Below are 17,875 nucleotides of genomic sequence, written 5' to 3' on the forward strand. Positions count from 1 at the left end.
CCAGACATGTAATCGCCGCAAGGCGTTCAGTGGACTGGTACTAATAGGCCGAGGACTTGCCCACACACACGTCAAGCAATCACGACGAGCTTGTGTGTGAACACGGCAAACAACTGCGTAACGAACAAACTGTTCGCGTCCACTGTGCATATCCCAGCGACCACACACCCCACCCCACAACCGGGCAACCGGCTCGTGGGGGTGGTGGGGTGTTCCGGTGGTCACAGCGGAGGGGAAACGCCCGGACCCATCCCGAACCCGGAAGCTAAGCCCTCCAGCGCCGATGGTACTGCGACCGACAGGTCGTGGGAGAGTAGGACACCGCCGGAACACCCGACCACCCCCACACCTCTCCTCCTCGCGAGGAGGGAACCCTGAACAGCGAGACTGATGATGGGCAGGACTCCGGCCGGAGCCCTGCCCTTTTTCATGCCCTGAGGAGGCCCGCCATGTCGTCGGATGCGTCGGACGGGGCCGGCTCCCGCGGAGCCGATGACGGCCCCCGCCAGGGCCGCGCGACCGGCTCGTCGCGGGACGACCGGCAGGGTGGCCCCCGCCGTGCGCCCACCGGCCGCGACCGCGGAGCCCCGAAGGGCGGCGGCACCGGCCGGCCCCGCAACGGCGACCGGCCTGCTCGCGACGACCGCGGCGGACGTGGCGACGGCCCGGGTGCCGGTCGCGGCGACCGCCCTCGCGGTGGTGCCGATCGTCGTCCGGAAGGACGCGACACCGAGCGCTCCGAGGGCCGGGGTCCCGGTCCGCGCGGTCGCGACAACGGACGCTCCGGCGATGTCGCACCCGGTGCCCGCGGTGGACCCCGTCGTGGCCCGGGCGGCTCCGGCGGTCACCCGACCGGAGGCGGCCCGGACCGGGGCCGCCCCGCCCGGGACGGTGGTGGCGCCGCCCGAGGTGGCGGCCGCCCCGACTCCCGGGGACGACCGGACGACCGGGGTGACGACCGCCCGCGCGGCGGCTCCCGCAGCGACCGGCCCACGTCGGATCGCCCCCGTGACGATCGTCCGCGCGGCGATCGGCCTCGCCATGACCGCCCGCGCGACGATCGACCCCGTGACGACCGGTCCCGCGGCGACCGCCCGACCACAGGCCGGCCCCGCGACGACCGGCCCGGGAGCGAGCATCCCCGTGGCGACCGCCCGCGCGACGACCGTCCCCGTGGCGACCGGCCGACCGGTGGCGGCGACCGCCGGCGGGACGACCGTCCCTCGGGCGACCGACCTCGCCAGGACCGTCCCCGCAACGACCGTCCCCGCGACGATCGCCAGGGCGGGCGCCCGGCCGGGGCCCGCGGCGACGGACGTGACGAGCGCCGTCGCGACCCGCGTGCGGCCGACCCCGAGCGTCGCGGTGGCGCCGACGCGCGTCGCACGGCGCACGTCCAGGCGCCGATCGAGCGCCACCAGGACGCCGCTCCACGTCCGGTCGCACCGCCGCTGCCCGACGACATCACGCCCGAGCTCCTCGACCAGGAGGCGCGGCGTGCCCTGCGCGGGCTCCCGAAGGACCTGGCCGACCTGGTCGCGCGACACCTCGTCGCGGTCGGCGAGCTCGTGGACGACGAGCCCGAGGCGGCGCTCGCCCACGCACGGTTCGCGCGGCACCGGGCGAGCCGGGTCGCGATGGTCCGCGAGGCGTCGGGCCTCGCCGCCTACCACGCCGGCGAGTGGGCCGAGGCGCTCTCCGAGCTGCGTGCGAGCCGGCGGATGGGCGGTGACGGTCACCTGCCGGTCATGGCCGACGCCGAGCGCGCCCTGGGTCGCCCGGAGCGCGCGATCGAGCTCTCGCGCAGCCCCGAGGCCCGCGACCTCGAGCCCGAGGAGGCCGTCGAGCTGCTGATCGTGGTCTCGGGCGCGCGACGCGACCTCGGCGAGGCCGACGCCGCCGTCGTCGGCCTGCAGGTGCCCGAGCTCGACGCGTCGCGCGACGAGCCCTGGGTGCCACGCCTCTTCTACGCCTACGCCGAGGCGCTCCAGGCCGCCGGCCGTACCGACGACGCCATCCGGGCGTTCCTCGAGGCCGCCGGCACCGACGTCGAGGGCGAGACGGACGCCGAGGAGCGCGCCATCATGCTCGGCGCCGGCGAAGGAGTCGTCGCGGCGGAGGCCGAGACCGGGACCGCCGAGGCCCCGGCCGACGACAGCGATACCGACGACGGCGACGCCGACGACGGCGACGCCGCCGACAGCGACGCCGACGACAGCGACGCCGACGACAGCGACGCCGACGCCGACCCGGCGGGGCCGACGGCGTGAGCGGCTACGACGCGCTGCTCGTCGACCTCGACGGCACGGTCTACCGCGGACCGGACGCGATCGACGGGGCCGTCGAGAGCCTCGAGGCCGCACGCCGCGGCGCGACCGTCTCCTACGTCACGAACAACGCCTCGCGCGGCCCCGACGAGGTGGCCGAGCACCTGCGCGAGCTGGGCCTGACGCTGGAGCCCGACGACGTCGTGACCAGCGCCCAGGCGGGCGCGGCGGTCGTCGCGGAGCACTGCGAGCCCGGGGCGCCGGTGCTCGTCGTCGGCGCCGAGGCGCTGGCCGAGGAGATCCGTCTCGTCGGACTGAGGCCCGTGCGTTCCGAGGAGGACACGCCGGTCGCGGTGGTGCAGGGCCACTCGCCCGACACGGGCTGGCGCATCCTCGCCGAGGCGGCGCTCGCCCTGAACCGTGGCGCGCACTGGGTGGCCTGCAACGTCGACCCCACGCTGCCCAACGAGCGGGGCTTCCTGCCGGGCAACGGGTCGATGGTGGCCGTGCTGCGCACCGCGTGCCGTCGCGAGCCCGAGGTGGCCGGCAAGCCGGCGGCACCCCTGCTGCGCCAGGCCATCGAGCGTGCCGGGGCGCAGCGTCCCCTGGTGATCGGGGACCGCCTGGACACCGACATCGCCGGCGGCCACGCCGTCGACGCCGACAGCCTGCTCGTCCTCACCGGCGTGTCGACGGCCGCCGACGTCCTCGGCGCGCCGCCCGAGCAGCGTCCGACGTACCTCGGCCCCGACCTGCAGGTCCTCGGCGGGGATCTCGACGCCATCCGCGTGCTCGACGGCGACACCGGCGGCTGGACGGCGAGCCGTGAGGACGGCGTCGTCGTGCTCGCCTCGGGCGCCGACGACGACACCGCCGGCGCCCTGCGGGCCCTGTGCCGGGTGGCGTGGGACGCGCCGGCCGGCGGCGCCGAGGTCCGCGCCGCCGACGACCGTGCCGAGAAGATGATCAGCACCCTCGGGCTCGCGCCCGGGTGACGCGTTAGCGTGGACGGCGACAGGACCACCGTCCCGACGTCGGAGGACACGCCATGACCGAGCCCGGCGACGCCACCACGGCCGACGCCGAGCCCCTGGCCGTCCTGCGCGGGGCGGTGGGTGCCCTCCCGTCCGCCGACGCACCCGACGAGACGTTCGACCCGGCCGAGCACGCCGCCCGCTTCGAGGCCGTGCACGACGCGATGGTCGCCGTGCTGGCCGACGTGGACCGGACCTGACCGCGGTGGCCCGGTCGACCGCGCGCCGGCTGCGACTCGACGCGGAGCTGGTCCGGCGCGGCCTCGCGCGCTCGCGCGAGCACGCCGCCGGGCTCATCGCCGACGGCCGGGTGACGGTCGGTGGCTCGGTCGCGACGAAGCCGGCGACGGCCGTCGAGACCGCCGCGGCCGTGGTCGTGCGCGACGACGTCGACGACCCGGGCTGGGCGTCACGGGGTGCGCAGAAGCTGCTCGGCGCGCTCGAGGCGTTCGCGCCGCAGGGCCTCGCCGTCGACGGTCGCCGCTGTCTCGACGCCGGCGCGTCGACCGGCGGGTTCACCGACGTGCTCCTGAGGCGGGGTGCCCGCGAGGTGGTCGCCGTCGACGTCGGCTACGGGCAGCTGGTGTGGGCGCTGCAGACCGACCCGCGGGTCGCGGTGCACGACCGCGTCAACGTCCGGTCGCTGGCCCCCGAGGACATTGGGGGGCCGGTGGACCTCGTCGTCGCCGACCTGTCGTTCATCTCCCTGGGCCTCGTCCTCGACGCCCTGGTCGCGTGCACCGTGCCCGGCGGGGACCTGGTGCCGATGGTGAAGCCGCAGTTCGAGGTCGGCCGCGAGCGGCTGGGATCCGGCGGTGTCGTCCGCGACCCGGAGCTGCGCGCGTCGGCCGTGCTGGACGTGGTCGCCGCCGCCCGCACGCGGGGTCTCGCGCTGCGCGACGTCGTCGCCAGCCCGCTGCCCGGGCCGTCGGGCAACGTGGAGTACTTCTGCTGGCTGCGCCGAGCCGCCGATCACACGGCGGACGAGCCGGCGAGCACCCAGACTGACGACGAGGCGCTCGTGCGGCGTGCCGTCGAGCAGGGGCCGGCATGAGCGGACGACGGGGAGGAGCGCCGGTGACCGGGGTCGACGGGGCCGCGTCCGCGCCGACGCGCAGGGCGCACGCGCAGGACATCGCGTCCCCGGACGGGACGCGCGACGCGCTGCTGGTGGTGCACACCGGCCGCGAGGCGACGCGCAAGGTGGCGATCCAGGCCGCCCGCCGGCTGGCCGAGGCCGGTTTCGCGCTGCGGGTGCTGCCCGACGAGTACTCCACCGACGAGGGCCTGTTCGACGAGCTGCCCGAGTCCCAGCGCCCGCGCAAGGTCGAGGCCGACTCCGACGCCGCCTTCGGCATGGAGATCGTCCTGGTGCTCGGTGGCGACGGGACGCTGCTGCGCGCGGCCGAGCTCGCCCGGCACGCCCGGGTGCCGATGCTCGGGGTGAACCTCGGGCGGGTCGGCTTCCTCGCCGAGGCCGACATCGACGACCTCGACGAGGTGCTCGACGCGGTCGTCGGGCGCACGTACCGCGTCGAGGAGCGCATGACCGTCGACGTGGTCGCCCACCAGAACGGCACCGAGCTGGGCCGGACCTGGGCGCTCAACGAGGCGATCGTCGAGAAGATGAACTGGGCGCGCCTGCTCGACATCGTGCTCGAGGTCGACAGCCGCCCGGTGTCGGAGTTCGCGTGCGACGGCGTGCTCTGCGCGACGCCCACCGGCTCCACGGCCTATGCGTTCTCCGCGGGCGGGCCGGTGGTGTGGCCGGAGGTCCAGGCGATGCTGCTGGTGCCCAGCAACGCGCACGCGCTGTTCGCCCGGCCGCTGGTGATCTCGCCGGACTCGCGGGTGGCGCTGGAGGTGTCGGGCCGCGGCGACGCGGGCGTGCTCGTCTGCGACGGGCGCCGCACCATCGAGCTGCCGCCCGGGGCGCGCGTCGAGGTGGTCCGGGGCCGCAACCCCGTCCTGCTCGCCCGGCTGCGCGTCCAGCCGTTCACCGACCGGCTGGTCCGCAAGTTCGGGCTCCCGGTGCAGGGCTGGCGCGGCCGGACGCACTGAGCCCCGTCGACCGCCGGACACCGACCGTTCGACCATGTGTTCGATCGGATCGGCGTGTTCGGCCCCGCGGCGTCGGGGGCCCTGGTTATCGTGAGGCCCGTGCTCGCCGAGCTGAGGATCCAGGCCCTCGGGGTCATCGAGGACGCGACCCTCGATCTGCACCCCGGCCTCACCGTGGTCACCGGGGAGACCGGGGCCGGGAAGACGATGGTGGTCACCGGGTTGCACCTCCTGGGCGGTGGTCGTGCGGACTCCTCGCGCGTCCGTCGCGGTGCCGGGCGGGCCATGGTGGAGGGGCGCTTCCTGCTGCCCACCCCGGACGACCTGGCCGAGGAGGCCGACGGTGCTGACGCGACCGGCGAGGAGACCCCCGACGGCGAGCCCCGCTCCGCGGTCCGGCTCGCCACCGACGCGGGCGCCGCGCTCGACGACGACGGCAGCCTGATCGCCGCGCGCACCGTCTCGGCCGACGGCCGCTCGCGGGCGCACCTCGGCGGTCGCTCGGTGCCGATGGCCGTGCTCTCCGACGTCACCGACGCCGCGCTCGCCGTCCACGGCCAGCACGAGGCCCTGCGCCTCCTGCGCGCGTCCGAGCAGCGCGCCGTGCTCGACCGCTTCGCGGGCGCCGCCGTCGCCGAGCCGCTGGCGGCCTACCGCCGCACGCGGACGGCGTGGCGCACGGCGACCACCGAGCTGACCCGGCGCCGCGAGAAGGCCCGCGAGCTCACCCGCGAGTCGGACATGCTGCGCCACGGTCTCACCGAGATCGAGTCGGTCGACCCGCAGCCCGGCGAGGACGCCGATCTCGTCGCCGAGGCCCGCCGGCTCGCCGACGCCGACGATCTCCGGGCCGCCGCCACCGCGGCGCTCGCCGCGCTCGCGGGCCCGCCCGACGGGGTCGGGGAGGAGCCTGACGCGGTGGGGCTGCTGGGCGAGGCCCGCCGGCGTGTGCAGGGCAGCGACGACCCGGCGCTCGCCGGGCTCGATCCGCGCCTGGCCGAGGCCGCCGCGCTGCTTGGGGACGCCGCCGCGGAGCTCACCGACTACCTCGCGCGCCTCGAGGCCGACCCGCAGCGTCTCGAGCAGGTGCTGGAACGCCAGGCCGCCCTCAAGAGCCTCACGCGCAAGTACGCGGCCGACGTCGACGGCGTCCTGGAGTGGGCGACGTCCGCGCGCGAGCGCCTCGCCGGCCTCGACACCTCCGACGAGGCGCTCGCCGCCCTGGCCGCCGAGGCCGAGCAGCTGGCCCGCGAGCTCGCCGAGCACGCAGCCACGGTCTCGGTTGCGCGCCGCGAGGCCGCCGACCGCTTCGGCGCCGCCGTGTCCGCCGAGCTCGACGGCCTGGCCATGGGCGCGGCGTCGGTGGCGCTCGCGGTCGGGGTGAAGGAGGCGACCGGCGCCGACCCGCAGGCGCTCGACGTCGACGGACGCCGCGTGGTGGCCGGTCCCGACGGCGTCGACGAGGTGGAGCTGCTGCTCACCCCGCACGCCGGCGCCCCGCCCCTGCCGGTGCACAAGGGCGCCTCGGGCGGTGAGCTCTCACGGGTGATGCTCGCGGTCGAGGTCGTGCTCGCCGGCGCCGACACCACGCCGACGCTGGTGTTCGACGAGGTCGACGCCGGGGTCGGCGGGCGCGCGGCGGTGGAGGTCGGACGCCGGCTCGCCCGGCTGGCCGCCACCCACCAGGTCGTCGTCGTCACCCACCTCGCGCAGGTGGCCGCATACGCCGACCGGCACCTCGTGGTCGACAAGGGCGGGCTGCAGGCCGTCACGGGCACCGACGAGCACGGCGTGACGCGCAGCGCGGTCCGCACGATCTCCGACGGCGACCGCGTGGTCGAGCTCGCCCGCATGCTCGCGGGCACCGAGGAGACCGAGACCGGACGCGCCCACGCCGAGGAGCTGCTCGCCGCCGCGGCGGCCGACCGCGCGTCGAGCACCGGGGACGGCGCGGCGCCCACCCCGATCGAGCGCGGTGCCGCCACGCGGCGTAGCGGAGGCCGCCGGAGTCGCCGGGCCGGGTGACCCCGGGACCCCGGTCCGGCGCGTCGGCGCCGCACATCCGGCCCCTCCGGCGACGATCGGAGGCATGGGTCGTGGCAGTGGCGCGGGGTGGCGGGCATGAAGTGGCCACGGGGACGCACCAAGGACGCACCGGTCGGTGTCGTCGGCACGGCGCGCCTCGGGGGACGTTCGGGCGGCGCGCTCGCCCCGGAGCTGCTCCGCCGGGTGGGCCGCGGGGACATCGCGGTGATCGACCAGGTCGACCTGGACCGCGCGACGGCGCACGCGCTCGTCGACGCCGGGGTGGCCGGAGTCGTCAACGTCTCGCCGTCGATCTCGGGGCGCTACCCGAACCTCGGCCCGGAGATCCTCACCGACGCCGGCGTGGCGCTCGTCGACGACGTCGGCGAGGCCGTGCTGCGCCGGGTCCGTGACGGCGCCGCGGTGCGGCTGCACGACGGCGGGGTCTACCTCGGCGACCAGGAGGTCGCCCGCGGCTTCTCCCAGACCCCCGAGACGGTGGCCGACCAGCTCGGGGAGGCCCGCTCGGGCCTGGCCTCGCAGCTCGAGGCGTTCTCGGCGAACACCACCGAGTTCATGGGGCGCGAGCGGGCGATGCTGCTCGACGGCGTCGGGGTCCCCGGCCTCGAGACCGCGGTGTACGGCCGCACCGTGCTGGTGGTCGCCCCGGGCGCGGATCGCGCCGCCGAGCTGCGGCGCCTCAAGCACTTCATCCGCGAGGAACGCCCGGTCCTGGTCGGCGTCGGCAGCGGTGCCGAGGCCCTGCGCGAGGCCGGCCACACGCCGGTCGTGGTGGTCGGCACCGCATTGGAGATCGACCCCGAGCTGGCCCGCAAGGCCGTCGACGTCGTGATCCCCGCCGACCTCGACGGGCACATCGCGGGGCTCGCGCGGCTGCAGGACGCCGGCATCGACCCGGTCGGGTTCCCGTCGTCGGCGAACCCGGAGGACATGGCGCTGCTCCTGGCGCACCGCCACGGGGCGTCGCTCGTGGTGGCGTGCGGGTTCGACGGCACGCTCACCGGCTTCCTCGACCGTGGCCGCTCGGGCAGCAACCCGTCGACCGTCCTGACGCGGCTGCGGCTGGGGCCGACGCTGGTGGACGGGGCGGCCGTGGCGTCCCTGCACCGTCACCGGGTCACCACCGGCGCGGTGCTGTTGCTGCTGCTCGCCGTGGCGGCGGTCGGCGCCGCGGCGCTGCTGGCCAGCGGGCTCGCCGAGCCCATCGTGATGCTCGTGCGCGAGGGGTGGCTCGCCGTCCTGGCCGCGTTCCAGGGGGTCGGGGGATGATGTCGCTGCGCTACCACGTCGTCTCGATCGCGGCGATCCTGCTCGCGCTCGCCCTCGGCGTCGTCCTCGGCGCGTCGGCGCTCTCGGGCCGCGTGCTCGGCGCCCTGACCACCGACCGCGACGAGCTCGCCGGCCAGGTCGTCGCCCTGCGCGGCGACCGCGCCGCCGTCGACACCCGCCTGCAGGCCACCGAGCGCCTCGTCGCGGCCGGCGCCCCGTCGACCGTCGCGGGCGTGCTCCCGGGCCGGGGCGTCGCGGTCGTCGCCGCGCCCGGCGCCGACCCGGCCGACGTCGCCACCGTCTCCGAGCTCGTCACCCGCGCCGGCGGACGCGTCACCGGTCGACTCGTGCTGACCGACGCCGCGCTGGCCCCCGACCGGGCCGACGCGCTGCGCGCGCTCGTCCCGCGGCTCCTGCCCGCCGGGGCGCAGCTGCCGACCACCACCGACACCGGCGCGCTCACCGGCTCGCTGCTCGGGGCGCTGCTCGTCGCCCGCCCCGGCGGCATGGACGAGCAGACCACGGGGCCCGAGACCCGGACGGCGCTCCAGGCGCTGAGCGAGGCCGGGTACGTGCAGGCGCCCGACGCGCTCGACCCGGCGCCGGGCGAGCTCGCGCTCGTCGTCACCGGCGGGGGCGCCGACCCCGCCCGCGACAGCACCCTGGCCCGCATGACCGGCGAACTGGACCGCGTCGGGGCCGGCGCGGTGCTCGCCGGGCGCACCGGCTCGGGCGCCGTCACCGCCGTCCGCAACGACTCCGCCCTGCGCAGCGGGCTCTCGACCGTCGACGGGCTCGAGGTCCCGTCGTCGCAGGTGGCGACGGTCCTCGCGCTGCGCGAGCAGGCCGACGGGCGCACCGGGCTCTTCGGCCCGGTCGCGGGAACGTTCACCCCGCAGACGGCACCGGCCCCGTAGAGCGGGGTCACCCGGGCGGGGCGGCGACACGGGGTTAGCATTGAGCCCCGTGGATCGCGGACTGCCTGGACCGAGGATCGCTCGAACGGCCCTCGCGCACGGCCCGGTGGTGTGACCGTGCAGCCGGCGCGCACCACCAAGCACGTGTTCGTCACCGGCGGGGTCGCCTCGTCGCTCGGCAAGGGGCTGACGGCCTCGAGCCTGGGCCAGCTGCTCACCGCCCGCGGGCTGCGGGTGACGATGCAGAAGCTCGACCCGTACCTCAACGTCGACCCCGGCACGATGAACCCGTTCCAGCACGGCGAGGTCTTCGTCACCGAGGACGGCGCCGAGACCGACCTGGACATCGGGCACTACGAGCGCTTCCTCGACCGCGACCTCTCGGCGCGCGCGAACGTGACGACGGGGCAGGTGTACTCGAGCGTCATCGCCAAGGAGCGGCGCGGCGAGTACCTCGGCGACACCGTGCAGGTCATCCCACACATCACCGACGAGATCAAGTCGCGGGTCCTCGCGATGCGCACCGCCGACCCGGCGCCCGACGTCGTCATCACCGAGGTCGGCGGCACCGTCGGCGACATCGAGTCGCTGCCGTTCCTCGAGGCCGCCCGCCAGCTGCGCCACGAGGTCGGCCGGGACAACTGCTTCTTCCTGCACGTCTCGCTGGTGCCGTTCCTGGCCCCGTCGGGCGAGCTGAAGACCAAGCCCACGCAGCACTCGGTGGCCGCGCTGCGCAACATCGGTATCCAGCCCGACGGGCTGGTGCTGCGCGCGGACCGTGCGATCCCCGAGGAGATGACCCGCAAGATCAGCCTCATGTGCGACGTCGAGGAGGACGGGGTCGTCGCCTGCCCGGACGCCCCGTCGATCTACGACATCCCCAAGGTGCTGCACGGTGAGGGCCTCGACGCCTACGTCGTCCGTCGTCTCGGCCTGCCGTTCCGCGACGTCGACTGGACGGTCTGGGGCGACCTGCTCGAGCGGGTCCACCACCCCACCGAGACGGTCGAGATCGCGATCGTCGGCAAGTACGTGGACCTGCCCGACGCCTACCTCTCGGTCACCGAGGCGGTCCGCGCCGGCGGCTTCGCGCACCGCGCCCGCGTCGCCGTCCGCTGGGTCCCGTCCGACTCGTGCGAGACGCCGTCGGGTGCGGCGGCGGCGCTGAAGGGCGTGTCCGGGGTCCTGATCCCCGGCGGCTTCGGCATCCGGGGCATCGAGGGCAAGCTCGGCGCCCTGGCGCACGCGCACCGCAACGGGATCCCGACGCTCGGCCTGTGCCTGGGGCTGCAGTGCATGGTCATCCACGCCGCGCGGACCATGGCCGGGCTCGAGGGCGCGAACTCCGCGGAGTTCGACGAGAGCACCCCGCACCCGGTGATCTCCACGATGGCCGACCAGACCGACGTCGTCGCCGGCGAGCGCGACATGGGCGGCACCATGCGGCTGGGGTCCTGGCCCGCGGTGCTCGCCCCGGAGACGGTCGTGCGCGCCGCGTACGGCACCGGGAAGGTCACCGAGCGCCACCGCCACCGCTACGAGGTCAACAACGCCTACCGCGACCGTCTCGTCGGGGCCGGCCTCGTGTTCTCGGGGACGTCGCCGGACGGGTCGCTGGTCGAGTTCGTCGAGCTGCCGCGCGACAAGCACCCGTTCTTCGTCGGCACCCAGGCGCACCCGGAGCTCAAGAGCCGGCCGACCCGCGCGCACCCGCTGTTCCGCGCCTTCGTCGCCGCGTCCCTGCGCCACGTCGCCTCGGAGCGCCTGGACCTCGGGACGGGGACGGATCTGGAGCCCGACTCCGAAGCGCGTGTCGACGGCGTCGACATCCCGGCGGCGGCGTCCTCGTGACGCGACCCCCGGTCACGCCCGACTCGCTCGCCGACCCCCACGGCGGCCGTCCGCCCCACGACTTCACGGTCGAGGGCACCGAGACGCTCTACGAGGGGCCGATCTTCGCGCTGCGGCGCGACGACGTGCGCATGCCCGGCGGCCGGATCGCCGGGCGGGAGAAGGTCGAGCACTTCGGCGCCGTCGCGGTCGCCGCGCTCGACGAGGACGACCGCCTGGTCATGATCTACCAGTACCGCCCCGCGCTCGGGCGGCGTCTGTGGGAGATGCCGGCGGGCCTGCTCGACGGCCAGGGCGAGGACCCCGTCGAGGCGGCGAAGCGCGAGCTCGTCGAGGAGGTCGGGGTCGCGGCCGACGAGTGGTCCACGCTCGTCGACATCTCGGGCTGCCCGGGCTTCGCCGACGAGTCGGTGCGCGTGTACCTCGCCCGGGGCCTGCGCTCGGTGGACCGCCCGCCTGGCGGCGGCGACGAGGAGGCCGACCTGGTGATCCGCCGGGTGCCCCTCGACGACCTCGTGGCCGGCGCGATGTCGGGTGCGCTGGTGAACGGTCCGTGCGTCGCGGGCGTGTTCGCGGCCGCGGAGGTCGTGGCCGGCCGGTTCACGCCGCGCCCCGTCGACGCGCCCTGGGTCGACCGCCCGACCGAGTACGCGGCGAGGCGCGCCGCGCGCTAGGCGTCGCAACGAACGGGCGGTTCGCTGCTTCTACGCGCGCGGAGTCCCCGTTGATCACGGCATCGATCACCCGCCGGCGACGTCAGCTCGTCTCTCGCAGCACCTCGCGGATCAGGTCCAGCGCGGCCTCGTCGAGGGCGTTCCCGAACTGCGGCAGCGTGGTCCCGAGGCGCACGGTGGTCAATCTCCGCCCCGCACACACACCGACGGCACGCCCGAGGGGGCGTACCGGCGGTGGGTCGGTGGTGTGATGTCGGGGGGTCAGGCGGCGACGGGCTCCCGGCGGTCCTGTCGCGCCGGGCGGGACGTACCCCGGATCAGGCCCAGACCGAGCCCGCCCATGGCGGCGACGAACAACAGGTCCGACGCGATCCCGACCGGCAGCAGCCCGCCGATCCGGGCGACCGGGAACAGCGCCGCGGCCACGGCCAGCGTCGCGGCCAGGGCACGCGGTGCCCGCCCGGTGACGCCCAGCAGCACGGCCAGCGCGATCATCGACAGCGGGAAGAGCACGCCCACCCGCAGGGCGATCACGCCCGCGAGGCTCACCTCGTCGAGCCCGGGTGTCCCGAACAGCTGCGCCTGGATGCTGTCGATGCCGAACCCGACGCCCCCGGCGGTCCCGGCGAGCCCGAAGGCGGTGACGGCGGCCGCGGCGCGTGGGGCCACGGGCTCGGCCCGGCGGGCGAGCCCGACGAGCGCGATCGCGAACATGATCATGGCGAAGACGAGGGCCACGCCGGCGACGGCACCGACGCCGATGCCGCCACCGAGCGTGGAGAACGCGACGGTGCTGGCGAGGAGGAGGACGGGGGCGAGGAGCGCGGCGGTGCCGCTCACGCGCTCGAGCGGTGTGCTGTTCATGCGGACCAGTCCACCGGGGCGGCGCCTCCGGCCCATCGCCCGGAATGACGATCGCGGGTGAGCGGGGTGGTGATCCGGCGCGGGTGATCGGTGCTCAGAGCAGGTGGTGTCGGCGGGCGAGGGCGACGGCCTCGCCGCGTGAGCCCGCGCCCAGCTTCGTGAGCAGGTGCCGGACGTGGGTCTTGACGGTGTTCTCGCTGACCACCAGCCGCTCCGCGACGCTCCGGTTGGAGGCGCCGTCGGCGAGCAGGCGCAGCACCTCCACCTCGCGGCCCGAGAGGACCTCGCCGCCACCGGGCACCGGCACCGGAGCCGGCCCGGCCGGACCGTCGAGCGCGGCGAGCGCGGTGCTGACCGTGGGTCCGCCGACCTCCTCCAGCAGGGGCCGCGCCTCGTCCCCGGCGAGGGCGAGCAGCCCGGGCATCCGCCACCGGCGCGCGATCTCCACCATCTCCCGGACCCCCGCGACGGCCTCGGCGTGACGGCCGGCGGCGGCGAGGGCGAGGGCACGGTCGAGGGGCAGCGGCACCACGAACGGCGCGAGGAGCAGGGTGCGGTCGCTCAGGTGCTCCACGGCCGCCGCCGCGTCACCCGTCGCCAGCGCGTGCTGCGCACGGACCGAGGCCGCTGCAGCGGCGGCGAGCGGGTCGTGGTCCGGCGCAACGCGGGCGAGCTCGGCGAGCTCGGCGAGATCTGCGGTCCGGCCGCGGCGGCGCAGGGTGCGGGCGAGCAGCGCCCGGCGCACCGGCAGGAGCTCGCGGTCCAGGTCGGTGGCGGCCGCGGGCCGGCAGCGGGCCTCGGCGAGCACGAGGTCGCCGTGCGCATGGGCGACGGCGGCCTCAACCCAGTCGAGCGTGGCGCGCAGGTAGGGCAGGCCGCCGAGTCGCTCGGGCAGATCCCCCGCCTCCGCGGCGGCCGCGCGCGCCTCGTCCCACCGTCCCGCGAGCAGGGCGACGTAGGCGCGCTGCAGGAGCAGGCCCAGCCGGACGAGAGGACTGGGTGCGGTGTGCATGGCGGTGGTGCGGGCGGTGGTCCGGGCGATGTGCTCCGCGACGAGGTCCATGCCGCCCTCGTGGGCGATCAGCAGCGGGCTGAGGTGCCGCGCGAGGACCTCCGTCGCGGTGTCGTCGCCGGACCCCGCGGCCAGGGCGACCGCCTCCCGCGTCCGCGCGAAGGCCGCCGACGGGTCCCCGGTGAACGTCGCGGCGTACGCCCGGGAGAGGTGGTGCTCGACGCGGGCGGCGGGGGAGAGGTCGGCGAACGCCGGGTCGTCCTCGAGGGCGGCCAGGACCGGCACCAGGCGCGCGTGGTCGGAGGTGGCGACGTGCAGCGCACGGGCGGCGAGCCAGTGCGTCACGCGGTCGGCCCGCGCGGTACCGGCGGCGGCGCCCTCGAGGGCGGGCTCGAGCAGGGCCCTCGCCTCGGCGAGCCGGCCGCGCTGCACGGCGGCGAACCCGGCGAGCACCCCGAGGCGGGGCCGGGCGGTGACCTCGGCGGGCGGCAGGCGCCGGATCCACGTCTCGAGGTGGTGCAGCTCGGCGGGTCGGGGGAAATCGGTGCCGGCGAGCGCGGCGACGGCGTCGGCGGCCTCCGCGCCGGACCCCGCGGCCAGCAGGTGCTCCACGCGGCGGGCCGGGTCGGTGACGGCCCCGGCGGCGGCGCGGTGCAGCGCCGGGACCCGCGCGGGGTCCTCGACGGTGAGCGTGCGGCGCAGGGCCGCGCGGAGCAGGTCGTGGTGCCGCAGGACCGGCCGGTGCCCCCGGTCGTCGGCCACGAGCACCAACGGGCCGAGCCGGGCCCGGGTGGCGGTGAGCAGGGACGTGGCGTCGTCACGGCCGGTCACCGCCGTGCAGACGTCGGGCTCCAGGACGTCGAGGACGGCGGTGTCGAGGAGGAAGCGCCGCAGGTCGGGCGTCCCGTCGCCGAGGATCTCGCTGTCGAGGTAGTCGTCGAGCGCCTCCGGCGAGGTGCCGAGCAGGCGGACACCGGTCACCCAGCCGTCCGCCGTCGCCACCACCTCGCGCACGCGCTCGGGGGACAGGCCCAGCCCGAGGTGGTCGTTGAGCAGGATCGCGGCGCGCTCGGGCGAGATGCGCAGGTCGGCGTCGCGGACCTCGTGCAGCTGCCCCCGGGCGCGCAGGCGCGCCGCCGGCACGGGCGGGTCGCGGCGGGCGGTGATCAGCAGGTGCAGCGCGGGCGGGAGGTTGGCGACGAGGTAGTCGAGCACCGGGCCCGCGTCGCCGACCGTGTGCAGGTCGTCGAGCACCAGGAGCAGCGGGGGCGGCCCGGCGACGACGAGGTCGTTGACCAGCACCCCGACGGCGCGCCGCGGGTCCGCCGCGGCGGGCAGGCCGGTGTCGAGCAGCTGGCGCGAGCCGGCGCACCCGCCCTCGACCAGCGGGTCGAGGGCCCGGACGAGGAGCTCGACGACGCTCGCCGGGTCGTCGTCGAGCTCGTCGAACCGCAACCACGCCGCGCGACGCCCGGTGCGTTCGACCACCGCGGAGGCGAGCGTGCTCTTCCCGGCGCCCGCCGTCGCGACGATCGTCGTCACGGGGACGTCGTCCACGGCCCGCGCGGTCCGGTCCAGCAGGTCGGGATCGAGCACGGTGTCCGCGACCGTCGGCGGGCGGAACAGCTTCGTCCGCGGCACCCAGTCCCACCGCGCCGGTCGGACGAGGGGGATCACGTCCGCGACGTCGTCGGGACGCGGTGTCGTGCCCATCGCCGCATCGTGCCAGCGTGCGACGACAGGCGGGCCGGAGATCGACGAGGGGCCTGGTGGCGGGGCTAGAGTCGCGCTCCCCGAGGGAGGAGCCGGCATGCGGGTTGGCGTTCCACGCGAGGTCAAGGACCACGAGGACCGGGTGGCGCTCACGGCCATCGGTGTCACCGAGCTCGTCCGGCGCGGCCACGAGGTCCTCGTGGAGACGGGGGCGGGCGTCGGGTCGGCGATCACCGACGAGGCGTTCCGCGACGCGGGTGCCCGCGTCATCGACACCGCCGACGAGGTGTGGGCCTCGGCCGACCTGCTGCTCAAGGTCAAGGAGCCCGTCCCGTCGGAGTACCACCGGCTGCGTCGCGACCAGGTCCTGTTCACCTACCTGCACCTCGCGGCGTCGCGGGAGTGCACGACGGCGCTGCTCGACGCCGGCGCGACGGCCGTCGCCTACGAGACGGTGCAGACCCCCGACGGGGTGCTGCCGCTGCTCGCGCCGATGAGCGAGATCGCCGGGCGCATGGCGCCGCAGGTCGGCGCGCACCACCTCGAGAACGCGCAGGGCGGACGCGGCGTGCTGCTCGGCGGCGTCCCCGGGGTGCGGCCGGGGCGGGTCGCGGTGATCGGCGCCGGGACGTCCGGGCTGGCCGCGGTGACGATCGCGGTGGGCCTGCGGGCGTCGGTGGAGGTCCTCGACGTCAGCGTGAAGGCGCTGCGCCGCGTCGACGAGATCTTCAACGGGGCGGTGCGCACGGTGCTGTCGAGCACCCCGGAGATCGAGCGGGCCTGCCAGGAGGCGGACCTCGTCATCGGCGCGGTGCTGGTGCCCGGCGCGAAGGCGCCCGTCCTCGTGCCGAATCGGCTGGTCGGCGAGATGCGCAGCGGGTCGGTGCTCGTCGACCTGGCCGTCGACCAGGGCGGGTGCTTCGAGGACACCCGCCCGACGACGCACGCCGAGCCGACCTACCGCGTGCACGACTCGATCTTCTACTGCGTCGCCAACGTGCCCGGCGCGGTGCCGACGACCTCGACCCGGGCGCTCACCGGCGTGACGCTGCCCTACGTCGTCGCGCTCGCCGACCACGGCCTCGCGGGGGCGGCCAAGGCGGACCCGGCGCTCGCCAAGGGCGTGAACGTGGTCGAGGGCGAGCTCGTCACGCCCGCCGTCGGCGCCGCGCACGACCTGCCGGTGCGACCGCTGTCCGAGGTGCTCCCGGGGGTGGAGGACCCGGCGTGACGAGGCCCGCGACGGCCGTCGACACCTACCTCGACCACCTGCTGGTCGAGCGGGGCACGGCGGAGAACACGCTGACCTCGTACCGCCGTGACCTGCGGCGCTACCTGGAGCACCTCGAGGCGGCCGGGGTCACCGACCTCGCTGACGTCACCGAGCGCCACGTCGGCGACTTCCTCGTCGCCCTGCGCACCGGGCGTGACGGCGGCTCGGCGCTGTCGACGGCGTCGGCGACCCGCGCGGTGGTCGCGGTGCGCGGGCTGCACCGGTTCGCGCTGGCCGAGGGCCTGGTCGCGGTGGACGTGGCGCGCGAGGTGCACCCGCCGTCCCCGCCGCGCCGGCTGCCCAAGGCGCTCGACGTCGCCACCGTCGACCGGCTGCTGTCGGTCCGGGGCGGCGACGGCGACGACGTCGGCGGGGTCCGCGACCGCGCCCTGCACGAGCTGCTGTACTCCACCGGCGCCCGGATCACCGAGGCGGTGGGTCTGGATCTCGACGACGTCGACGTCACCGTGCGCTCGGTGCGCCTGGCCGGCAAGGGCGGCAAGGAACGGATCGTGCCGATCGGCCGCCCGGCGATCGCCGCGCTCGAGGCCTACCGGGTGCGGGCCCGCCCGGCGCTGGCGGCGCGGGGGCGGGGGACGCCGGCGCTGTTCCTCAACGCGCGCGGGGCGCGCCTGTCGCGCCAGAGCGCCTGGGCCACGCTGCGCGAGGCCGCCGACCGCGCGGGCCTCGACGTGGCGATCTCCCCGCACACCCTGCGCCACTCGTTCGCCACCCACCTGCTCGACGGCGGCGCCGACCTGCGCGTCGTGCAGGAGCTGCTCGGCCACGCCTCGGTGACCACGACGCAGATCTACACCCAGGTCACCGTCGACACCCTGCGCGAGGTCTTCGCGATGGCACACCCGCGCGCCCGTATGTGAGTGATTTTCCCGG

General features: G+C 76.2%; 14 protein-coding genes and 1 rRNA gene. 13 read left to right on the forward strand and 2 right to left on the reverse strand.

Annotation, left to right across the window (positions count from 1 at the left end):
- Window positions 1-213: 213 nt before the first annotated feature.
- The 11 genes from rrf (at window position 214) to PH191_RS27300 (ending at window position 12,119) form a co-directional block, all read left to right on the forward strand.
- Window positions 214-330, forward strand: a 5S ribosomal RNA gene (rrf, locus tag PH191_RS27250).
- Between the two features lie 1,238 nt (window positions 331-1,568).
- Entirely contained in the window at window positions 1,569-2,270 is a 702-nt protein-coding gene (locus PH191_RS27255; RefSeq protein ID WP_274197770.1) for a tetratricopeptide repeat protein, read from the forward strand.
- Entirely contained in the window at window positions 2,267-3,262 is a 996-nt protein-coding gene (locus PH191_RS27260) for an HAD-IIA family hydrolase (RefSeq protein ID WP_274197771.1), read from the forward strand. Before PH191_RS27255 ends, PH191_RS27260 begins: the two co-directional genes overlap by 4 nt.
- Before the next feature lie 53 nt (window positions 3,263-3,315).
- Window positions 3,316-3,501: a hypothetical protein gene (locus PH191_RS27265; RefSeq protein WP_274197772.1), complete on the forward strand. Its 186-nt coding sequence runs from the start codon at window positions 3,316-3,318 to the stop codon at window positions 3,499-3,501.
- 5 nt (window positions 3,502-3,506) lie between these two features.
- Entirely contained in the window at window positions 3,507-4,355 is an 849-nt protein-coding gene (locus PH191_RS27270; protein WP_274197773.1) for a TlyA family RNA methyltransferase, read from the forward strand.
- A gap of 80 nt (window positions 4,356-4,435) precedes the next feature.
- Window positions 4,436-5,362 carry an NAD kinase gene (locus PH191_RS27275; RefSeq protein ID WP_274197921.1) on the forward strand — a complete coding sequence of 309 codons (927 nt, stop codon included), beginning with the start codon at window positions 4,436-4,438 and terminating at the stop codon, window positions 5,360-5,362.
- A 99-nt stretch (window positions 5,363-5,461) separates the two neighbouring features.
- Window positions 5,462-7,387: a DNA repair protein RecN gene (gene recN / locus PH191_RS27280; protein ID WP_274197774.1), complete on the forward strand. Its 1,926-nt coding sequence runs from the start codon at window positions 5,462-5,464 to the stop codon at window positions 7,385-7,387.
- Between the two features lie 96 nt (window positions 7,388-7,483).
- A complete protein-coding gene (gene steA, locus PH191_RS27285) occupies window positions 7,484-8,677 on the forward strand; it encodes a putative cytokinetic ring protein SteA (RefSeq protein WP_274197775.1) in 1,194 nt (397 codons plus the stop codon).
- Complete coding sequence (locus tag PH191_RS27290) at window positions 8,674-9,594, forward strand: copper transporter (protein ID WP_274197776.1); 921 nt, start codon at window positions 8,674-8,676, stop codon at window positions 9,592-9,594. Before steA ends, PH191_RS27290 begins: the two co-directional genes overlap by 4 nt.
- A gap of 111 nt (window positions 9,595-9,705) precedes the next feature.
- A complete protein-coding gene (locus tag PH191_RS27295; RefSeq protein ID WP_274197777.1) occupies window positions 9,706-11,445 on the forward strand; it encodes a CTP synthase in 1,740 nt (579 codons plus the stop codon).
- Complete coding sequence (locus PH191_RS27300; protein ID WP_274197778.1) at window positions 11,442-12,119, forward strand: NUDIX domain-containing protein; 678 nt, start codon at window positions 11,442-11,444, stop codon at window positions 12,117-12,119. The genes PH191_RS27295 and PH191_RS27300 overlap by 4 nt, the downstream gene beginning before the upstream one ends.
- Window positions 12,120-12,380: 261 nt before the next feature.
- Here PH191_RS27300 and PH191_RS27305 read toward each other — a convergent pair whose 3' ends face one another.
- Entirely contained in the window at window positions 12,381-12,983 is a 603-nt protein-coding gene (locus tag PH191_RS27305; RefSeq protein WP_274197779.1) for a hypothetical protein, read from the reverse strand.
- A 94-nt stretch (window positions 12,984-13,077) separates the two neighbouring features.
- Entirely contained in the window at window positions 13,078-15,708 is a 2,631-nt protein-coding gene (locus tag PH191_RS27310; protein WP_274197780.1) for a LuxR C-terminal-related transcriptional regulator, read from the reverse strand.
- Window positions 15,709-15,805: 97 nt separating this feature from the next.
- Here PH191_RS27310 and ald point away from each other — a divergent pair, with 97 nt between their 5' ends.
- Together ald and PH191_RS27320 are read left to right on the forward strand one after the other, a co-directional pair.
- Complete coding sequence (gene ald / locus PH191_RS27315; protein ID WP_274197781.1) at window positions 15,806-16,939, forward strand: alanine dehydrogenase; 1,134 nt, start codon at window positions 15,806-15,808, stop codon at window positions 16,937-16,939.
- Window positions 16,936-17,862 carry a site-specific tyrosine recombinase XerD gene (locus tag PH191_RS27320; protein ID WP_274197782.1) on the forward strand — a complete coding sequence of 309 codons (927 nt, stop codon included), beginning with the start codon at window positions 16,936-16,938 and terminating at the stop codon, window positions 17,860-17,862. Before ald ends, PH191_RS27320 begins: the two co-directional genes overlap by 4 nt.
- Window positions 17,863-17,875: the final 13 nt, after the last annotated feature.

Source organism: Actinomycetospora callitridis (assembly GCF_028737265.1).
Lineage (GTDB): Bacteria > Actinomycetota > Actinomycetes > Mycobacteriales > Pseudonocardiaceae > Actinomycetospora > Actinomycetospora callitridis.

Bases quoted from the DNA above. Each gene is read 5' to 3' on its own strand.
- PH191_RS27290 (WP_274197776.1), top strand. From the start codon at position 8,674: ATGATGTCGCTGCGCTACCACGTCGTCTCGATCGCGGCGATCCTGCTC.
- PH191_RS27265 (WP_274197772.1), top strand. From the start codon at position 3,316: ATGACCGAGCCCGGCGACGCCACCACGGCCGACGCCGAGCCCCTGGCC.
- PH191_RS27310 (WP_274197780.1), bottom strand. From the start codon at position 15,708: ATGGGCACGACACCGCGTCCCGACGACGTCGCGGACGTGATCCCCCTC.
- ald (WP_274197781.1), top strand. From the start codon at position 15,806: ATGCGGGTTGGCGTTCCACGCGAGGTCAAGGACCACGAGGACCGGGTG.
- steA (WP_274197775.1), top strand. From the start codon at position 7,484: ATGAAGTGGCCACGGGGACGCACCAAGGACGCACCGGTCGGTGTCGTC.
- PH191_RS27305 (WP_274197779.1), bottom strand. From the start codon at position 12,983: ATGAACAGCACACCGCTCGAGCGCGTGAGCGGCACCGCCGCGCTCCTC.